Here is a 19018-nt window from a genome sequence, read left to right as displayed (position 1 = left end):
TGTGCGCCTACCCGCGCCAACCCATCGTGAACTGCTGACCATGCATATCCATGTTGAACGCCACCAGGCCCGCCGTGCCGCGCTGAACCAGCAGCTGCAGAGCGGCCTGCTGATCCTGCCCACCGCCCGGGTGCAGAATCGCAATAACGACAATGATTTCCCCTTCCGCTTCGACTCCAGCTTCTACTACATGACCGGTTTTCACGAGCCGGAAGCGGTGCTGGTCATGCAGCTGGGCAGCCAGCCCAAGTCCATGCTGTTCTGCCAGCCCAAGAACGAGCTGCGCGAAATCTGGGAAGGCTTTCTGTATGGCCCGGAGGCGGCGCGCGAGGTGTTCGGCTTGGATGAGGCCTACTCGATTGAACAGCTGGACGGCAAGCTGCTCGAGCTGATGGCTGGTAATGCGCAGCTGCACTTCCCGGTAGGTGCAGATGCCGCCTGGGATGCGCGCCTGTTCAAGCTGGCGCGCCAGGCAGCCGGCAAGGTGCGCGAGGCGGTGGAGACGCCAAACCGCTTCCTCGATGTGCGCCCGGCCATCGACGAGCTGCGCCTGTTCAAGGACGAGAGCGAGATTGCCCTGATGCGCGAGGCGGGGCGCATTTCCAGCGAGGCGCATATCCGCGCCATGCGCAGCACGCGCGCCGGCCAGTTCGAGTACCAGGTGGAAGCCGAGCTGCTCTACCACTTCATGCAGCAGGGCGCACGCTCGCCCGCCTATGGCTCCATCGTGGCCGGCGGGTCGAATGCCACCTGCCTGCACTACCACGAGAACAATTGCCGCCTGCAGGACGGTCAGCTGCTGCTGATCGATGCCGGTTGCGAGCTGCACGGTTACGCGGCCGATATCACCCGTACCTTCCCGGTCTCGGGCAAGTTCAGCGGGCCGCAGAAGGATATCTACCAGCTGGTGCTGGCGGCCATGGTGGCGAGTTTTGAGCAGGTGCGCCCGGGCGTGCCGCGCCTTGCCTACCACGATGCCTCGGTGCGCACGCTGACTCAGGGTCTGGTCGATCTGAATATCCTGCAGGGCACGGTGGATGGGCTGATCGAGCAGGAGGCCTATAAGCAGTTCTATATGCATGGCACCGGCCACTGGCTGGGCCTGGATGTGCACGATGCCGGCCGCTACAAGATTGCCGGCCAGACCCGCCCGCTGGAGGCCGGCATGGTGCTGACCGTGGAACCCGGTCTCTACTTCCGCCCGCTGCTGGCCGATTCGCCCGCCAGCTATGTCGAAGTGCCCGAGCACTTCCTGCACATCGGCGTGCGTATCGAGGACGATCTGCTGGTCACGGCCGAAGGCCATGAGAACTTCACGGCGCTGACGCCGAAAACCGTGGCCGAGATCGAAGCCACCATGGCGCGCTAGGGACTAGCATGCAAGCGCTCGAACTGCTGGATAGCCAGTTGCTGTCGGATAACTGGTACCACTTGCACAAGCACACCTATCGGCGCCAGCAGCGCGATGGCCAGGTGGTCACCCAGACGCGCGAGGTGTACGACCGCGGCAATGGCGCGGCCGTGCTGCTCTACAACCGCGCGCGCCAAAGCGTGGTGCTGACCCGCCAGTTCCGCCTGCCCACCTATCTGAACGGCAACCCGGACGGCCTGCTGATCGAGGCCTGTGCGGGCCTCTTGGACGACGATGCACCGGAAGACTGCATACGCCGCGAAGCGATCGAGGAAACCGGCTACCAGGTCGGCGCGGTGCGTAAGGTGTTCGAAGCCTATATGTCGCCCGGCGCGGTGACCGAGGTGCTGCATCTCTTCGTGGCCGAATACGACCCAGCGGCGCGCGAAGGCGAGGGCGGTGGGCTCGCGCACGAGGGCGAGGACATCGAGGTGCTGGAAATGCCCTTCGCCGCCGCGCTGGAAAGCGTGCGCAAGGGCGAGATCCGCGATGCCAAGACCATCATGCTGCTGCAATACGCACAGCTGAACGCCTTATTGGAGATGCCCGCATGAGCCTGCCTGCCCATGTCGATGTGCTGATCGTCGGTGGCGGCCCGGTGGGCGGCGCGCTGGCCCTGTCCTTGCAACAGAGCGGCCTGCGCATTGCGGTACTGGAAGCGCGCCAGGCGCCCGGCCAGGATGCGCGCGCCTTGGCCGTCGCCCATGCGAGTGCCGAGACGTTGAGTGAGCTGGGCGTGTGGCCGGCTGCTGCTGCCACGCCCATCCATCAGGTGCATGTGTCGCAGCAGGGCGCGTTTGGTCGGGTCAAGCTGGCCGATGCCGACCTCGGCCTACCCGCGCTTGGCTATGTGCTGCCCTATGCAGCGCTGGCCCAGGCTATGCACGCGCGCCTGTCCGGTGTGGCCGGGGCAGACCTTCACTACCTGACCGGCTGCAAAGCCACCCGCCTGCAGGCGCTTGATGGCTATGCGGCAGTCAGCATCGACCAGGCGGGGCAGAGTGAGCTGATGACCGCCAAGCTGGTGGTGCTGGCCGAAGGCGGCCAGCTGCTGGCCGAGGCCGGTATAGGCCAGGATCAACATGATTACCAACAGACGGCCATCCTGGCCGAGGTCCAGACCGACCGGCCGCAACGCGGCGTTGCCTATGAGCGCTTCGCCAGCGATGGGCCGATTGCCCTGCTGCCGAAGGGCGAGGGCTATGCCGTGGTGTGGACCCGGCCGCAGTCCGATCACCTCGACGCGCTGCATCTGTCCGATGCGGACTTCCTGCGCGAACTGCAGGACCGTGTGGGCGAGCGGGCTGGTCGCCTGGTCGCGGTCGGTCCGCGCGCCAGTTTTCCGCTACGCCTGAAATGGGCGAGTAGCCATCAGGCGCGCCGCCTGGCCGTGGTCGGCAATGCCGCACAGACCCTGCACCCGGTGGCCGGCCAAGGTTTCAATCTCGGCTTGCGCGATGCGCTGGCCCTGGCGCGGGTGATACGCGCCACCGCCCCTGGCCAGCTCGGCGAGCCAGCCATGCTGGCGCGCTACGCGAGTTTGCGCAAACGCGACAGCCTCGCCACGGTCGGCTTCACTGACGGGCTGATCCGCCTGTTCGGCCGCGAGGAAGCACCACTACGCCATGCGCGTGCGCTCGGCTTCCTGGCTATGGACAACCTCAAACCGCTGCGGCGTGGCTTTGCCCAGCGCATGGTGTTTGGCACGCCATGAGTGAACACGATTTCGATATCGCCATTGTTGGCGGCGGCCTGGTCGGCGCTAGCTTGGCGCTTGCGCTGGCGCCGCATTGGCGCGTGGCGTTGCTTGAGCGCAGCCCCGCCCCGCAGCCCAGCCATGCCGAGCAGGATTGGGACAATCGCGTCTACGCAATCAGCCCGGGTAGCCAGCACTTTCTGCGCCGTATCGGCGGCTGGCCGCCCGTGCGGCCGGGTTGGATACGCAAGATGGATGTACGCGGCGATGGTGGCGGTGCGCTGGGCTTCGATGCACTCGATCTGGCAGTCGATGCCTTGGCCGCTACCGTAGAGAACCGCAGTCTGCAGGCCAGCCTGTGGCAGGCCTTGGCTGGCCAGGTGAGCATTTTGTGTCCGGCCCAGCTGCAGTCCGTGCAGTTCGCCGGCGACGCGGTCAGCCTGCAGCTGGCAGATGGTGTGACCGTACGCGCTCGCCTCGCGGTTGCTGCGGATGGCGCGCAATCCTGGCTGCGCGAGCAGGCCGGCATTGCCTTTCAGCGCCAGCCCTATCAGCAGCGCGGTGTGGTGGCGAACTTCCACTGTGAACGCCCGCATGGCGATATCGCGCGTCAGTGGTTCCGTGCCGACGGCATCCTTGCCTATCTGCCGCTGCCGGGGAACCGGATTTCCATCGTCTGGTCTACCGACGACGCACAAGCCGAGGCCTTGCTGGCCTTGTCGCCCGCCGAGCTGGCCGCCAAGGTGGCCGCGGCCGGTGGGCACGCGCTGGGTGCGCTCGACGTGATCACCCCGGCGGCGGTTTTTCCGCTTGCGCTCGGTCGGGCCGAACGGGTCTGGGCACCACGCCTAGCCCTGATCGGTGATGCTGCCCATACCATCCACCCGCTGGCCGGCCAGGGCGTGAACCTGGGCTTTGGTGATGCGAGCGTGCTGGCCGACATCCTGAACCAGGCTATCGGGCGCGACCCAGGTGATGCGGCGCTGCTGGCTCGCTATGCGCGCAGCCGTGCCGAGGACGTGCTGCGCATGCAGACCGTCTGTGATGGCCTGCAGAAACTGTTTTCCCCGCAACGCCCCAAGCTAGGCCTGCTGCGTAATCTGGGCCTGAATCTGGTGGACCATGCCGGTCCGCTCAAACGCCTGCTGATGCAGCAGGCATTCCGTTAATTCCGTTTTCTCCTGCAAGGACTTCGCACCATGAACCCGATCGCCAAACGTATCGCCGCTGTCAGCATCGGCCTGGCCCTGGCCGCCTGCGCCAATGCGGCCGGCGACAACACCGCCTCGGTCAAGGCCGCGGTGGAAAAGAAATTCCCGCAGCGCCCGGTGGCCAGCGTACGTGCCACCCCGGTCAAGGGGGTGTACGAGGTGGTGTTCGCGCCTAAGCAGGTGGTGTACACCGATGCCAAGGTCAGCCACATCTTTGTGGGTGATTTGGTGGACCTGACAACCCGTACCAGCCTGACCGAGGCCCGTATCAAGGAATTGTCGCGCACCGATTTCGCCAGCCTGCCGCTGGACAAAGCGATCAAGGAAGTGCGCGGTAATGGTGCGCGCAAGGTGGCGGTGTTCTCCGATCCGGACTGCCCGTTCTGCAAGAAGCTCGAGCGCGAGACGATTGCCAAGCTGGACAATGTGACCGTCTACACCTTCCTGATGCCGCTGGCCCAGCTGCACCCGGATGCCGCACGCAAGTCGGCGCTGATCTGGTGCGCGGCCGATCCGGTTAAGGCCTGGAAGGACTGGATGCTGGATGGCAAGCTGCCGCAGGGCGAGGCTCAGTGTGCGACACCACTGGCGGATACGGCTGCCCTGGCGGAAAAGCTTGATGTCAGCGCGACCCCGTCCATGGTGTTTGAAAGCGGTGAGCTGGTATCGGGCGCCATTGACCTGGAAAGCTTCGACGCCAAGCTGAACGAGAAGCCGGCCGCCAAGCCGGTTGCCAAGCAGTAATCCGTCGGGAGCAGCCCGGGGTGAGCTGGCGCCTGCCATTCCGCTTCGCCCTGGCCTTGCTGCTGTCTGCCTGCGCGCACCTGCTCGGGCTGTATCTCACCGATCAGCCCGCCGCGCGCCGCAATGGCGCCGCGCAGCCGATGACGGTCACCCTGCTGCATACCCCATCACAGCAGAGTGCGCCGGCTGAGCTTGCTCCCCTGGCGCTGGCCAGCCCGCGCCCGAGTGAAGCAGTCCTGCCGCCACTCCCGCCGCTATCCCCTCCGTCCACACCGCCCACGCAAGCGCCGACCGGCGCCGTGGCGGAACTGGCCTCGCCTGCCGCGGACCAAGAAGCAAGCTGGCCCGATTGGCTGGCGGTGTTCGGCCAGGACGAGGACAGCGTGTTCTATCCGGCCAATGAGCTCGATGTGCGCGCCGCGCCGCTGACCTTGATCGAGCCGGCCATGCCGACTGATCTACCCAGTCATATCCAGAGTGGGCGCGTGGAGCTGGAACTGCGCATCAATGAGTACGGCATCGTCAGCGATATTCGGGTGATGGCCGCCGATCCGCCGGGCTGGTTCGATCTGGCGGCCATACACAGTTTCGAACAGACGCGCTGGCAGCCGGCCGTGCGCCAGGGGCGCTTCGTGAAGAGTCTCAAGCGCATCGAAGTGTGTTTTGGCGAGTGTATTCTGTCGCTGCCTGCTACAACGGAGCCTGAGCAAGCAGATTAGATAGCCATGCATGGCGGGGGCGCGGATGAGGGCGGTTTTACACGGCATTTTCCTGTGCTGGCTCAGCCTGACGGCCTGGGGCGAAACCCTGCGTGTGGGGCTAGGCACCAATAAGCCGCCGTATATCTTTGAAGCCGAGCGGCGTGGGCTGGAATTCGACCTGATCGATAGTGCCGCGCGCGAAGCCGGCATGCAGATGGAGCCCTTCTTCGCGCCCATGGAGCGCCTGCACCTGATGCTGGCCAGCGGCCAGATCGATGCGATTGCCACGACCAATGCGCAGAGCGGGGTCAGCGCGCATTACTCGCAAGCTTATATCCATTACCAGAACTATGCGGTCAGCCTGGCCAAGCGCCAGCTGGATATCCGTGAGATCAAGGACCTTGGACGCTATTCGGTCAGCGCCTTCCCGCGTGCGCGCCTCTTGCTCGGCCCGGAGTTCGGCGCCATGGCCGCGCGCAACCCCAACTACCGCGAGGAAGCGCAACAGATCACCCGCAATCGTCTGCTGTATGCGGGGCGGGTGGATGTGATTGTTGGCGATCGGCGCATCATCGAATACTTCCGCGCCGAGGTGGCCAAGCAGGTCGATAGCCGCCAGCCTTTGAGCTGGCATGCGCTATTCCCAGCCACCGATTACCACGTCGGCTTTCGCAACCCCGAACAACGCGACCGCTTTGACCTGGGCCTGTTGGCCTTGCGCAAATCGGGCCAATACGCGCTGATTGAACAGCGCTACGCGAGCTATTAGCTCAGGCCTCCAGCAACGCCTTCACCTGGGCCAGATAAGGCGCCGCCAGCTGGCTGCCCTGGCGGCTTTCGCGCAGGGCCAGGCTCCAGCGTGCCAGGCAGTTGCGCAGCGCCAGCGCATCCTGGGCCTGTTCGATGCGGGCCTGAATCTCTACCCCCATCAGGCCCAGATAATCACGGCTGCTGTCCAGCATCAGGCGTTTGACCAGCTGTAGTTGCGCGTTGCTGATGGCGGGCTGTGCCGGCGCCGGTGCCGCGGGCGCTGGCGCAGGGATCGTCGCGGTGACTGGGCCAGGCTGTACCGCGGCGCTGGCCGCGCCACCCGGCTGCATCGCTTCGATAAAGCCATCCGCATGCAGTGCCTGCAGCAGGCTGTCGGTCTGTGCGCCGGCGCCGCTCAGCGCGCTCAGCTGTGCCAGCGTTTTGGCGCCATCCACCAGAATCAGCAGCCGGCGCGCCAGCGCAGGCAGGCCCTGGCTGCGCTGGGCAATCTCGCTATGGCCAAGCGGGGTTTTGCGGAACAGGGTGGCGGACATGGCGGCGCTCGAAAGGGAACGAGCGCGCCATGTTAGTCAGGGCCGGTTACGCCGGTTTTACAGCGGCGCAGCGGCCCTGCGCAGGGCTTACCAGATGCGGATGCGCTCCTCGGCCGGCTTATACATGCCGTCGCCGGCCTGCACCTCGAAGGCCTGCATAAAGCCATCGCTATTCACCGCGGCGCCGACCGGGCGCAGGCTGGACGGCGAATGCGGGTCGATGGTCAGCAGCTGCAGGGTACGCTCGGCGCGGGTCTTGTTACGCCAGACCTGAGCAAAGCCGATGAAGAAGCGCTGCTCGCCACTGAAGCCATCGAGCTTGGGCGCGGGCTGACCGTTCAAGCTCAGCTGATAGGCCTTGTAGGCGATCTGCAAGCCGGACAGATCGGCGATGTTCTCGCCCAAGGTCAGCCTGCCATTCACGAAGCGGCCGGTGACCGGCTGGTAGCGCTCGTACTGGGCGATCAGCTTCTCGGTCAGGTTGCCAAAGGCCTGGCGGTCGCTGTCCTGCCACCAGTTGCGCAGATTGCCCTGGCCGTCGAACTGGCTGCCCTGGTCATCGAAACCATGGCTGATCTCATGCCCGATCACCGCGCCGATGCCGCCGTAATTGACTGCATCGTCCGCCTCGGCGTCGAAGAACGGCGCCTGCAGGATCGCGGCCGGGAACACGATCTCGTTCAGGCTCGGGTTGTAATAGGCATTCACCGTCTGTGGTGTCATGCCCCACTCCTCGCGGTCGATCGGCTGACCGAGCTTGGCCAGGTCATAGCGATACTCGAAGGCACGCCCGCGCTGCACATTGCCGACCAGGTCGTCGGCCTTCACGCTCAGCGCGCTGTAGTCGCGCCACTTGCTCGGGTAGCCGATCTTGACGCGGTAATTGGCCAGCTTCTGTTGGGCGGCGGCCTTGGTGGCCGGGCTCATCCAGGCCAGCTTATCAATGCTTTGCGCATAGGCCTTGATCAGATTGCCGACCAGCTCATCCATCTTCTGCTTGGCGGCGGGCGGGAAGTATTTGGCCACGTATTGCTGACCGACCGCCTCGCCCAGATAGGCTTCCACCTGCTCCACGCCGCGCTTCCAGCGCGGGCGCAGGTCTTTCGCACCGGTCAGGGTCTTATCGTGGAAGCTGAAATGCGCATTCACATAAGCCTGGGACAGCAGTGGCGCATAGTTGTCGAGCGCACGCAGCTGCAGGTAATCGCGCCATACCGCCATCGGCTGGCTGTGCAGCAGCTGGGCGATGCCCTGCACATAGCTCGGTTGGGCGATATTGATCTCGCGGGCCTGGCTGGCCTCGGCACTGGCCAGCAGGGACGACCAGTCGATCTTGCTGCTCAGCTTGTTCAGCCCAGCCAGGCTAAGCTTGTTATAGGTCTTGGCCGGGTCGCGGTTCTGCACGGCGCTCCATTGCAGGCGCGCCAGCTTGGTTTCCAAGGCCAGAATCGCATCGCTGCGCTTGGCCGCGGCGGCTGGGCTCACACCCTGCAGGGCAAACAGTTCGCGCAGATAGTCGCGGTAGGCCGCGCGCGCAGCCACGAAGCGCGCATCCTTCTCCAGATAGTAATCGCGGTCGGGCAGGCCCAGGCCGCCCTGGCGCAGCTGCAGCAGATAGCGGCTGGCATCCTTGGCATCCGCCCATACCGCCAGGCGCACGGGCAGGTTCAAGCCCAATGCCTGCAGGCGGCCAATGGCAACGGTCAAATCAGCCGGGCTGCGCAGGCGGGCGATTTCATCCAGCAGCGGCTGCAAGGGCCGGCTGCCAGCCTGTTCGATGGCGGCCTCGTCCATGAAGCTCTGGTAGAAGGCGGCGATCTGGCGTGCGCTGGGGCTGTCCTCCTGGGCTGCCTGTTCGATCAGGCCGCGCACGCGCTGCTCGGACAGGTCGCGCAGCTCATGAAAGGCGCCCCAGCTGGTGCGGTCGGCCGGAATCTCGGTACGGGCTTCCCAGCCGCCGTTCACGGCCGCATATAGATCATCCTGAATGCGCACGGCCGGGTTGAAATTGCCGAGTTCGATACCCGACTTGGGCGCGGCGAAAGCCGCCATGGGCAAGGCCAGCGCCAGTGCGCAGGCAAGACGTTTGAGCTGCATGATTTCCCCTGAGAAGTCGCCGGGATCGCCGGCGGAGCAGGGCGCTTATGCCAGAGGCCGCCGCTGCGGCGCCACTTGCTGCGACGAGCTGCATGCAGCGCAGATGAACGGGGAGCGCGTACGCCACACAAGCAAACGGCCACCCTGGGGTGGCCGTTGCAGGCAGGCGGTGCGGCGTATTACTTGTAGCGTGCCACGCCGTCGACCAGTTCCTTCTGAGCGGCTTCGATGCCATCCCAGCCGGTCACCTTGACCCACTTGCCCTTCTCCAGGTCCTTGTAGTGCTCGAAGAAGTGCTTGATCTGCTCAAGCAGCAGGGCCGGCAGGTCGGCGGTGGACTTGATGTCCTTGTACATCGGGCACAGCTTGTCCACCGGCACGGCGATCAGCTTGGCATCGATGCCCGACTCGTCTTCCATCTTCAGTACGCCCAGTGCGCGGCAACGCACGACCACGCCCAGGCTGAGCGGGAAGGGGGTGACCACCAGCACGTCGACCGGATCGCCATCTTCGCTCAGGGTCTGCGGCACATAGCCGTAGTTGCACGGGTAGAACATGGCGGTGCCCATGAAACGGTCCACGAACATGGCGCCGGTTTCCTTGTCCAGCTCGTACTTGATCGGGGCGGCATTGGCCGGGATTTCGATCACGACATTGAAGTCGTTGGGCACATCTTTGCCGGCAGGCACGCGGTCGAGAATCATGGTGAAGTCCTTGTAAATGCATAGAGGAATGGAAACCGCGCGATTATAACCGCCCGATCCCTGCCGCGGTCGCTGCTTGTTCGATCAGAACCTGCGGCATACAGTGGCCGGGTTTAATACCGGAGCGGTGTCTTGGAGCGCGTCATGCAGCCATCCTTGTCGCAGATCTATGTCAGCAGCCTGGACCAGGCGCGCCAGCACTATGCGCGCGGCGCCTGGACAGAGGCTTTGCGTGCGCTCGAGTGGGCGCATATCGCCGGGCAGGCCTCCTTCCCGCGTCATGCTCATGTGCATTGGTGGATGTTGAAGGCCGCCTGGCGTCTGCGGGATGCGCGCGAGGTGTTGGGTCAACTCTGGCGCCTGTTGCTCACGCCACTCGGCCATCTGAGCGGTCGCCTGCCGCGTGGTAATACCGGCCGCGCGGCCGTCAATCCTTTCCGGCCCATGCCGCTACCTGCGGACTGGCCAGTGGTGGATGCCGCGCCGCGCCATCAGGGCTGAGCGATGCCGATTGCCTATTTGCGCAGCCTGAGTGGCAAGGAGCGCCAGCCGGCCGCCAATCACCAGCTCGGCTACTCGCTGTGTTTCATCGCCGGCGCAGTGAATGCGGGCGGCTTTCTGGCGGTGGGCCAGTACACCTCGCATATGAGCGGCATGGTGTCGAGCATGGCCGACCAACTGGTGCTGGGCCAGCTCGGTCTAGCACTGGCCGCCCTGCTGGCCGTGCTGGCTTTTCTGTCTGGCGCGGCGTTGACCGCCATCCAGGTCAACTGGGCGCGCCAGCGCCAGCTGCATAGCGAGTTCGCCCTGAGCCTGATGCTGGAAGCCGGCCTGTTGCTACTGTTCGGCCTGCTAGGCACCGCCTTGGCGCGCTTCTTTGACTGGCTGATGCCGCTGACCACCTTGCTGCTCTGCTTCATCATGGGCTTGCAGAACGCCATCGTGACCAAGCTCTCGCATGCCGAGATCCGTACCACTCACCTGACCGGCATGCTGACCGATATCGGCATCGAGCTGGGCAAGCTGCTGTATGTGAACCGCCAGCCGGGCTTCGAGCCGGTGCGGGTTAACCGGCGCAAGCTCAGCCTGCTGCTGGGCCTAGTGGGAAGTTTTTTTGCAGGTGGCCTGGCCGGTGCGCTGGGTTTCAAATGGCTGGGCTATGCGACCACGCTGGCGCTGGCCCTGTGGCTGGCGGTGCTGGCCGTGGTGCCGCTGTGGGATGATCTCCGGGCGCTATGGCAGGCGCGCCGCACGGCACGTTGATAGAGAAGGAGTGGGATGATGGAACAGGTTTTTCAGATTGAAGGCATGAGTTGTGGCGGCTGTGTGGCTTCGGTGGAGCGCGCTTTGCGTGCCCAGGCCGGTGTGCAGCAGGTAGCGGTCAGTCTGGCCGACAAGCAGGCGAAGGTGGCTTTCGATGCTGCGCAGATGGATGCTACGCGCCTGCGAGCCGCGATCGAAGCGGCTGGCTTCGAGGTCGTCGGCTGAAGCAGATCCCAGCTGATGCATCGTTCAGGCGGGCAGCCTGATCAGAGACTGCTATGGTGTACGCAAGCCGCGCGGGTGGGGGCTGATCGCCTGGCCACAGCGCAGGGACGTTACACTGCCATTTTCGTCACCGAGTGCACGCAATGGAACGCTGGACCGCCATGAAAGCCCATTACCTGTCGCCGCTGTTCCAGCCGCGCTGCGTGGTGGTGATCGGCGCCTCCGAGACCGAGGAATCGGTCGGCGCACGGGTGTTCCGCAATCTGCTTGATGCGCACTTCAAGGGCCAGCTGTTCGGTGTCAATCTGCGCCATCCCAAGGTATTCGGCGAGACCGTCTACCCGACCATCGCTGCGGTACCGGTGCCGGAAATCGACCTCGCCATTATCGCCACCCCGGCGCGCACCCTGCCCGGCCTGCTGCGTGAATGCGGCGAGCGCAAGGTCAAGTCGGTGCTGGTGCTGTCGCGCGATTTTGTTGCGGTGGATACACGCAACCGTGCGCTGCTGGACGAGGCGGTAGCGATTGCACGCCGCTATGGCGTGCGCATGCTTGGCCCGAATCTGCTCGGCATGATGCGCCCGGCCAGCGGGCTGATTGCTGCCAACTACCAGGGCAAGGTGAAGCCGGGCAATCTGGCCTTGGTGGCGCAGTCGAGCTCGGTGGCCAGCGCTATCCTCGACTGGGCCGAGGCGCATGAGGTGGGCTTTTCCGCCGTGGTCTCGCTCGGCGCTACCGCCGATGTGAACTTCGGCGAGATCCTCGACTTCCTGGCCCAGGATGGCAGCACGCGTGGCATCCTGCTGTACCTGGAAGACGTGGGTGAGGCGCGCGGCTTTATGAGCGCCCTGCGTGCCGTGGCGCGCCAGAAGCCGGTGGTGTGCCTGAAAGTGGGGCGCGAGCCGGTTAGCAGTACCCGCGCTGCACGCACCCATTCTGACCGCCTGATTGGCCGCGATGATGCCTTCGACGCGGCGCTGCGCCGCACCGGCGTGCTGCGTGTGCCGACCATGGTGCATATGAGCATTGCCGCGCGCATGCTGGCCGCTAATTTCCGCACCAAGGGGCGCCGTCTGGCGGTGATCTCGAATGGCTATGGCGCCGGGCGCATGGCGGTGGACCGGGCGCAGGAAATGGCCGTGGAGCTGCCGCGCCTGACGCCGGCCACCGTGGCCCGGCTGGATGCGGCCTTGCCGCCGATCGGCAGCCACGACAACCCGGTCGACATCCTTGGTGATGCGCCGCCCGAGCGCTTTGTGGCTGCGACGGAGGCCTGCCTGGCCGATCCGAATGTGGATGGCGTGCTGGTGATCCTGACCCCGCAGGCCGGTACCGACCATCTGGCCACTGCCCAGCGCATGATTGAATTGCGCCGCAAGACCGACAAGCTGCTGATGCTGGTCTGGCTGGGCGACAAGAAGATCGCCCTGTCGCGCAAGCTGCTCGACCGCGCCCATATGGCGTATTTCTTCTCGCCCGAACACGCGGTGGAGGCCTTCGCCAGCCTGGCCGCCTGGGCCTATATCCAGGAACTGAGCCTGCAGACACCGGGGCCGCTGGCCAGCCGCAGCGAGCCCGATGTGGGTCGTGCACGCGAGGTGATCGCCAAGGCGCTGGAAGCCGGGCGCAGCCTGCTGACCACGGCCGAGGCCTTGGCCGTGCTGGATGCCTTCCATATTCCCCACCCGCCCACCCTATTGGCCCGCACAGCGGATGAGGCGGTGGCCGCCGCCGGACGCATCGGCCTGCCGGTGGCGTTGAAGATCGATGCCGACAATCTGATCCACAAGAGCGATATCGATGGCGTACTGCTGAACCTGAACACGCTGGAACAGGTGGCGGAGGCCGCGGAGGCCATGCTGGCCCATGCGCGCCAGCGCCTGCCCAAGGACAGCGTGCATGGCATTGTGGTGCAGAAGATGCACGGCAAGCGCCATGGGCGCGAGCTGATGCTGGGCGTGGCGCGCGATGCGGTATTCGGCCCGACGATTGCATTTGGCTCGGGCGGCCTGAGCGTGGATGTGTTCGAGGACGTGGCAGTCACCCTGCCCCCGCTCAACGATATGATCGCCGGCAATCTGATCCGCCGCACCAAGGTGGCGCGCGTGCTGGGTGCCTTCCGCAACCACCCGGCCGCGGATATGGAAGCCGTGCGCGATGTGCTGCTGCGGGTATCGGAAATGGTTTGCGAGCTGCCCGAGATGGTGGAGCTGGACCTGAACCCGGTGGTGGCCGATGAGCATGGCGCCATCGCCGTGGATGCCAGCATCCTGGTCGCGCCGCTGCCCAAGGGCTTCCGGCGCTACAGCCATATGGCGGTCCATCCTTACCCGGCCCATCTGCTGGCGCGCGGCCAGCTCAAGGATGGCAGCGCCTGCGTGTTCCGCCCGATCCGCCCTGAGGACGCCGACGAGCTGCAGCGTTTCGTGCGCGAGGAGCTATCGGATGAAAGCCGCTTCAACCGTTTCATGAGTACGCTCAAGCAGCTGCCGCCCAGCATGCTGGTGCGCTTTACCCAGCTCGATTACGCACGCGAGATGGCCGTGGTGGCCATGCGCGAGGAGGACGGCGTGGAACGCATGGCCGGCGTGGCGCGCTATACGGCCAACCCCGATGCGGCCAGCGCCGAGTTCGCCATCTCGATTGGCGACCGCTGGCAGGGCAAGGGCCTGGGCGCACAACTGATGACGACACTATTCAATGCCGCGCTGGATGCCGGCCTCGACACCATCGAGGGCGATATCCTGGCCTCTAACGCGCCCATGCTCGGTCTGATGAAGAAACTCGGCTTCGCCATCCGTCCCCATCCGGACGATGCCAGCCTGAAGTGGGTGGTCAAGCCGCTGCGCAGCGCCAGCTGACAGCCGCGGCGCGCCGGTTAGAATGCGCGCATGGCTATTTCACACCCTATGCTGGCTGAGCTGGAAGCTGGCCTCGCCGAATTGTCCGAGCAATATCTGCTGCGCCAACGCCGCGTGGTACAGGGGCCGCAAGGCACCCGCGTCCAGGTGGATGGGCGTAGCCTGCTCAACTTCTGCAGCAATGATTACCTGGGCCTGGCCAATGACGCGCGCCTGCGCAGCGCAGCGAGCATGGCCATCGTGCACTACGGTGTCGGCAGCGGCGCCTCCCATCTGGTCTGCGGCCATCAGTTGCCGCACGAGCAACTGGAAGCACGCTTCGCCGCCCTGCTGGGCCTGCCGGCCGCGCTGGGCTTCGGTTCGGGCTATATGGCCAATCTGGGCGTGATCACCGCCCTGCTCGGGCGTGGCGATGCGGTATTCGCCGACAAGCTCAACCATGCCTCGCTCAACGATGCCTGTCTGCTCAGCCGCGCTGATTTCCAACGCTTCGCGCACAACGATCTGGCCGCCTTGGAAGGCTTGCTGGCGCGCTGCACGGCACGCCGCAAGCTGATCGCGGTGGATGCCGTGTACAGCATGGACGGCGATCTGGCGCCCTTGCCGGCGCTGCTGGCCCTGGCCGAGCGTTACGACGCCTGGCTGTATGTGGACGATGCGCATGGTTTTGGTGTACTCGGTGAGGGACGCGGCAGCCTCGCACACTGGGGGCTCAGCTCGCCACGGCTGATCTATCTCGCCACCCTAGGCAAGGCTGTGGGAGGCGCCGGTGCGCTGGTGGCCGGCCCACAGGCCGTGATCAGCTGGCTGCAGAACAAGGCGCGCACCGCCATCTACACGACCGCAGCTTTGCCGGCCCAGGCCGCTGCCGCCCTGGCGGCGCTGGAGATCATCGCCAGTGATGCCGGCCGGCGCAGCCAGCTGCAGGCACGCATTGCCCAGCTGCGCACCGGCCTTGCCGCGAGCAGCTATCGCCTGCTTGATTCGCCCACCCCGATTCAACCCATCCTGCTGGACAGCAGCGCGCAGGCCCTGCAGCTCGCGCAAGCGCTGTGGCAGCGCGGCATCTGGGTGGCGGCCATTCGTCCGCCCACGGTGCCGAGCGCCCGCCTGCGTATCACCCTGTCGGCCGCGCATAGCGAGGCTGAGGTGGCCAGTCTGCTCGCGGCCTTGCTGGAACTGGAACGGGACATCGCATGAGTCTGTATATCGAAACCCTTGGCCAGGGCGAGGACCTGGTGCTAATCCACGGTTGGGGCATTCATGGCGCGGTCTGGCAGCGCACGGCCGAGCAGCTGGCACGCAGCCATTGCGTGCATATCGTCGATCTGCCCGGCTGCGGTGCCAGCCCCATGGTGACGCCGTATACGCTGGCCGAATTGGCACGCCTGCTCGATCAGGCCTTCCCCTTGCCCGTGCATGTGCTGGGCTGGTCGCTGGGCGGGGCGGTGGGCGTGCAATGGGCGCTGGTGGCGCCGGACAAGCTGCGCTCGCTGACCCTGTGCGCGTCCTCGCCCAGTTTCATGCAGCGCCCTGACTGGCCACATGCCACGCCCGAGGCCACGCTGGCCGCCTTCGCCCAGGGTTTGAGCCAGGATTACGCGGCCACGCTGGAGATGTTTCTGGGTCTGCAGGTGATGGGCAGCAAGGATGGACGTAGTGTGCTGCGCGCGCTGCAAGCGAGTCTGGCCAGCCGTCCGGCACCGCAAGCTGATGCCTTGATGGCGGGGCTGGCTATCCTGCGCGATACCGATCTGCGCGCCAGACTGGCCGAGCTGGCGTGCCCGGTGTTGCTGCAATATGGCGAGCGTGACCGCATGACGCCGCCACAGGCGGGCCAGTGGCTGGCAGCCCAGCTCAATGCGCAATTGATCTTGCATCCGGGCGCGGGCCACGCGCCGTTTATCTCGCACGAGGCCGCCTTCCTGGCTGCTCAGCAGGACTTCCTGGCGCGGGTATGAAAAAAGCGGCCCTCAGGCCGCTTCTTTTTTGGTTTCCCGCCCCATCAGCGAGGCAATCGCCTCGGCGGCAGGCAGGTCTTCAAACAACATCGCACACACGGCTGCGGTAATCGGCATGTCCACGCCCAGCTTCTGGGCCTGGCCCAACACCGCCTTGGCGGTATTCACGCCCTCGGCCACATGACCGAGATTCTCGATGATCTCGGCTAGCGGTTTACCCTCGGCCAGGAGCAGACCGACCTTGCGATTACGCGATAGATCGCCAGTACAGGTGAGTATCAGGTCACCCAGGCCGGACAGGCCGGTAAAGGTCTCCGGCTTGGCACCGAGCGCCACACCAAAGCGGGTGATCTCGGCTAGACCGCGCGTGATCAGTGCCGCGCGGGCGTTATTGCCGAGCTTGAGCCCGTCGCCTACGCCGGTGGCAATCGCCATGATGTTCTTCACCGCGCCACCGATTTCCGCACCGATCACATCGCCGCTCGAATAGATGCGCAGGCGGCTCGAGTGCAGCTTGGCCGCCATCTCGCGCGCAAATGCCTCGTCCTCGGCAGCCAGGGTCAGCGCGGCGGGCAGGCCGGCCGCTACCTCCTGCGCAAAGCTGGGGCCAGTCAGGCTGCCACCGTGCACACCGGCCGGCAGCTCGGCGGCGGCCACCTTGTGTGCAGGTAGTTGTGAATCGGCTTCCAGGCCTTTGCACGCCCATAGCACCGGTACGCGTCGGCCCAGCTCAGTCAGCGCGCGCAAACTGCCGCGTAGACCCGCGGTTGGGGTGACGATCAGTACCAGCTCGGCTTCGGCGGTTGCCTCTGCCAGCGAATCGCTGAGCTGCAGATTGGCGGGGAAGGGCAGGCCGGGCAGATAGCGGCTGTTCTCGCCCGCCACCCGCATGGCGGCAATCTGTGTGGCATCGCGGCCCCACAGCGTGACCTCGTGGTGGCGCGAGAAACTCATCGCCAAGGCGGTGCCCCAGGCACCGGCACCCATCACTGCGAGCTTCATACGCCCCATACCTCTTCAATGCGGATAAAGCCTACCGCGCCATCACGATGCTTGACCTTGACCCAGCCCGTCTTGCCCGCTTCCAGCAGCTGAAACAGCACGCCTTTCTCGGCCACGAACAGCAGGCTGGACTTGGCATCTGCTGCCACACGCACCTCGGCCTTGCTGACCGCCACCACCACCGAGCGCTTATCGCTGAGTGCCTTCTTTTCCACCCAGGCCAGCGCGCCGGACTGATCGCGCACCCGCAACCAATCGCGGTTCTCGATCAGTACCTCGAGCGGCATGCCGCGGCTACCGACAAAGAGCTTGCGTGCCTGCGCGGATGGCGCGTCATAGAAGACCGTGCCGTGCTCGGCCAGCGTACGAAATTCCAGCGCCTGGACAGACCATGCCGCTGTGGCCAGCAGCGCGGCCACCCATGCCTTACTGAACCGTGGCAGGCGCATCTTGGCCGGCAGCCTGGTTCTGGCGCTGCATATAGAGTTGCTCGAAGTTGATCGGCGCAAGAATCACCGGTGGGAAACCGGCGCGCGATACCACGTCCGAAATCACTTCGCGCACATAGGGGAACAGGATGTTCGGGCAAGCCATGCCCAGGATCGGTTCGAGGTCTTCCGCCGGCACATTGCGGATCTGGAAGATACCGCCTTGGGTGGCTTCGGCCAGGAAGACGGTCTTCTCGCCCAGCTTGGCGGTCACGGTGACGGTCAGCGCCGTTTCGTAATAGCCCTGATCGAGTTGCTGGGTCTGGGTGTGCAACTGCATATCCACTTCGGGCTGCTGGGCTTCCAGATAAATCTGCGGTGCATTCGGCACTTCCAGCGACAGGTCTTTTACGTACAGTTTCTCGATGGAGAAGATAGGTTGTTCTTGTTGATCGCTCATGGCGACTCCTGCTGAATTCGAAGGTGGATGAACAAATAAAAGCGGCTGAATCATCGCAGATTCAGCCGCCCCGCGCCACGCGCTGGCGCCTAGTTGCTTAGCAGGGCCTCCAGGCCGCCCGCACGGTCGAGTGCTGCCAGGTCATCGAAGCCGCCGATGTGGCGCTCATCGATATAGATCTGTGGAACGGTGCGCCGACCGGTGCGCGCCATCATGGCCTCTCGCTCCGCCGGGTCGGTATCGATGCGAATCTTGTTGATCTCGCTCACGCCTTTACTGGCCAATAGCTGCTCAGCCCGCATGCAGTAGGGGCAATAAGCGGTGGTGTACATGGTGATCTTGGCCATTTGCTTCTCCAAAGCCGATTTGTAAGGACGAACTAAACCTATATATGTGTTTGAAAACACCCATTACAAGCCTGCACCCAAGCGTTTCTTCTTTTTTGCCGCTCCTGGCTAAAAAATTTCACGGAGCTGAATATTAATAATCAGTCACTTATGTGTTTGGTGGTTGTGTTTGGTGGAATTTGTTGTTTGGAGGTGTTGACGGGATTCGTGTGGCTGCGTATAGTTCGCCTCTCTGCTGCTGACGCAGACAAAAGCGAAGCGAAACGGATGAGTCTAGCTGAGTGGGTCTGAAGAAGCAAACGCTCTTTAACAAGATACAACCGATAAGCGTAGGCGCTTGGTTGAGAAGCCAAGGCTTACGCAGATATTGAAATCGTTTCGACGGTTTTGATTTTGCAAGCCAGAAATTGAAGCAAAACAGAGATTGAACTCAAGAGTTTGATCCTGGCTCAGATTGAACGCTGGCGGCATGCTTTACACATGCAAGTCGAACGGGCTTAGGGGCTTGCTCCTAAGTTAGTGGCGAACGGGTGAGTAATGCATCGGAACGTACCGTGTAGTGGGGGATAACCCGGCGAAAGTCGGATTAATACCGCATACGAT

Annotated in this window: 19 protein-coding genes, 1 rRNA gene and 1 pseudogene; 14 read left to right on the top strand and 7 right to left on the bottom strand. The window is 64.5% G+C overall.

What is annotated here, in order from left to right:
- Positions 1 to 40 precede the first annotated feature (40 nt).
- From BT173_RS10740 to BT173_RS10710, 7 genes are read left to right on the top strand one after another with little or no spacing between them, the layout of a single operon-like run.
- Complete coding sequence (locus BT173_RS10740; protein WP_072428859.1) at positions 41 to 1369, top strand: aminopeptidase P N-terminal domain-containing protein; 1329 nt, start codon at positions 41 to 43, stop codon at positions 1367 to 1369.
- An 8-nt stretch (positions 1370 to 1377) separates the two neighbouring features.
- Entirely contained in the window at positions 1378 to 1965 is a 588-nt protein-coding gene (gene nudK, locus BT173_RS10735; protein WP_072428663.1) for a GDP-mannose pyrophosphatase NudK, read from the top strand.
- Positions 1962 to 3125, top strand: a complete 1164-nt coding sequence (locus BT173_RS10730) for an FAD-dependent oxidoreductase (protein ID WP_072428662.1) — start codon at positions 1962 to 1964, stop codon at positions 3123 to 3125. Before nudK ends, BT173_RS10730 begins: the two co-directional genes overlap by 4 nt.
- On the top strand, positions 3122 to 4276 hold the full coding sequence (locus BT173_RS10725; RefSeq protein WP_072428661.1) for a UbiH/UbiF family hydroxylase: 1155 nt from the start codon (positions 3122 to 3124) through the stop codon (positions 4274 to 4276). The genes BT173_RS10730 and BT173_RS10725 overlap by 4 nt, the downstream gene beginning before the upstream one ends.
- A gap of 30 nt (positions 4277 to 4306) precedes the next feature.
- On the top strand, positions 4307 to 5062 hold the full coding sequence (locus BT173_RS10720; RefSeq protein WP_072428660.1) for a DsbC family protein: 756 nt from the start codon (positions 4307 to 4309) through the stop codon (positions 5060 to 5062).
- Positions 5063 to 5082: 20 nt separating this feature from the next.
- Entirely contained in the window at positions 5083 to 5781 is a 699-nt protein-coding gene (locus tag BT173_RS10715; protein WP_072428659.1) for an energy transducer TonB, read from the top strand.
- A gap of 25 nt (positions 5782 to 5806) precedes the next feature.
- Positions 5807 to 6532, top strand: coding sequence for a substrate-binding periplasmic protein (locus BT173_RS10710; RefSeq protein ID WP_072428658.1), 726 nt, complete (start codon positions 5807 to 5809; stop codon positions 6530 to 6532).
- A 1-nt stretch (position 6533) separates the two neighbouring features.
- Here the strand turns inward: BT173_RS10710 and BT173_RS10705 are convergent, their stop codons facing one another.
- The 3 genes from BT173_RS10705 to ppa all read right to left on the bottom strand — a co-directional run bounded on the left by BT173_RS10705 (position 6534) and on the right by ppa (position 9868).
- Positions 6534 to 7067 (bottom strand): hypothetical protein, encoded by a 534-nt coding sequence (locus BT173_RS10705; protein ID WP_072428657.1) that lies wholly within the window; start codon positions 7065 to 7067, stop codon positions 6534 to 6536.
- Positions 7068 to 7154: 87 nt separating this feature from the next.
- A complete protein-coding gene (locus tag BT173_RS10700) occupies positions 7155 to 9164 on the bottom strand; it encodes a M13 family metallopeptidase (RefSeq protein ID WP_072428656.1) in 2010 nt (669 codons plus the stop codon).
- A gap of 179 nt (positions 9165 to 9343) precedes the next feature.
- Positions 9344 to 9868 (bottom strand): inorganic diphosphatase, encoded by a 525-nt coding sequence (gene ppa / locus BT173_RS10695; RefSeq protein WP_072428655.1) that lies wholly within the window; start codon positions 9866 to 9868, stop codon positions 9344 to 9346.
- 144 nt (positions 9869 to 10012) lie between these two features.
- On the opposite strand from ppa, the gene BT173_RS10690 reads away from it, so the two are divergent.
- The 6 genes and pseudogenes from BT173_RS10690 (at position 10013) to bioH (ending at position 16178) form a co-directional block, all read left to right on the top strand.
- On the top strand, positions 10013 to 10369 hold the full coding sequence (locus BT173_RS10690; protein WP_072428654.1) for a DUF3703 domain-containing protein: 357 nt from the start codon (positions 10013 to 10015) through the stop codon (positions 10367 to 10369).
- 3 nt (positions 10370 to 10372) lie between these two features.
- Positions 10373 to 11110 (top strand): annotated as a pseudogene (locus BT173_RS10685) (YoaK family protein); the annotation flags it as partial.
- A 39-nt stretch (positions 11111 to 11149) separates the two neighbouring features.
- Complete coding sequence (locus BT173_RS10680) at positions 11150 to 11356, top strand: heavy-metal-associated domain-containing protein (protein WP_084658440.1); 207 nt, start codon at positions 11150 to 11152, stop codon at positions 11354 to 11356.
- 143 nt (positions 11357 to 11499) lie between these two features.
- Positions 11500 to 14217, top strand: coding sequence for a bifunctional acetate--CoA ligase family protein/GNAT family N-acetyltransferase (locus tag BT173_RS10675; protein ID WP_217651449.1), 2718 nt, complete (start codon positions 11500 to 11502; stop codon positions 14215 to 14217).
- Positions 14218 to 14247: 30 nt separating this feature from the next.
- The gene (gene bioF / locus BT173_RS10670; protein ID WP_245794166.1) at positions 14248 to 15417 is read left to right on the top strand and encodes an 8-amino-7-oxononanoate synthase; all 1170 of its coding nucleotides are present in this window, start codon (positions 14248 to 14250) and stop codon (positions 15415 to 15417) included.
- A complete protein-coding gene (bioH, locus tag BT173_RS10665) occupies positions 15414 to 16178 on the top strand; it encodes a pimeloyl-ACP methyl ester esterase BioH (RefSeq protein ID WP_072428650.1) in 765 nt (254 codons plus the stop codon). Before bioF ends, bioH begins: the two co-directional genes overlap by 4 nt.
- A gap of 12 nt (positions 16179 to 16190) precedes the next feature.
- On the opposite strand, the gene BT173_RS10660 is transcribed toward bioH, so the two are convergent.
- The 4 genes from BT173_RS10660 to grxC all read right to left on the bottom strand — a co-directional run bounded on the left by BT173_RS10660 (position 16191) and on the right by grxC (position 18415).
- Positions 16191 to 17180, bottom strand: coding sequence for an NAD(P)H-dependent glycerol-3-phosphate dehydrogenase (locus BT173_RS10660; RefSeq protein ID WP_072428649.1), 990 nt, complete (start codon positions 17178 to 17180; stop codon positions 16191 to 16193).
- Entirely contained in the window at positions 17177 to 17599 is a 423-nt protein-coding gene (locus BT173_RS10655) for an SH3 domain-containing protein (protein ID WP_217651448.1), read from the bottom strand. Before BT173_RS10655 ends, BT173_RS10660 begins: the two co-directional genes overlap by 4 nt.
- Positions 17600 to 17606: 7 nt before the next feature.
- Entirely contained in the window at positions 17607 to 18068 is a 462-nt protein-coding gene (gene secB, locus BT173_RS10650; RefSeq protein WP_072428647.1) for a protein-export chaperone SecB, read from the bottom strand.
- 89 nt (positions 18069 to 18157) lie between these two features.
- Positions 18158 to 18415, bottom strand: coding sequence for a glutaredoxin 3 (gene grxC, locus BT173_RS10645; RefSeq protein WP_072428646.1), 258 nt, complete (start codon positions 18413 to 18415; stop codon positions 18158 to 18160).
- Between the two features lie 426 nt (positions 18416 to 18841).
- Here grxC and BT173_RS10640 point away from each other — a divergent pair.
- Positions 18842 to 19018: ribosomal RNA gene (locus BT173_RS10640) — 16S ribosomal RNA — on the top strand; the annotation flags it as partial.

Origin of the sequence: Chitinimonas taiwanensis DSM 18899 (assembly GCF_900119825.1) — a bacterium.
Lineage (GTDB): Bacteria > Pseudomonadota > Gammaproteobacteria > Burkholderiales > Chitinimonadaceae > Chitinimonas > Chitinimonas taiwanensis.
This window is presented reverse-complemented; position numbering and strand designations above follow the sequence as displayed.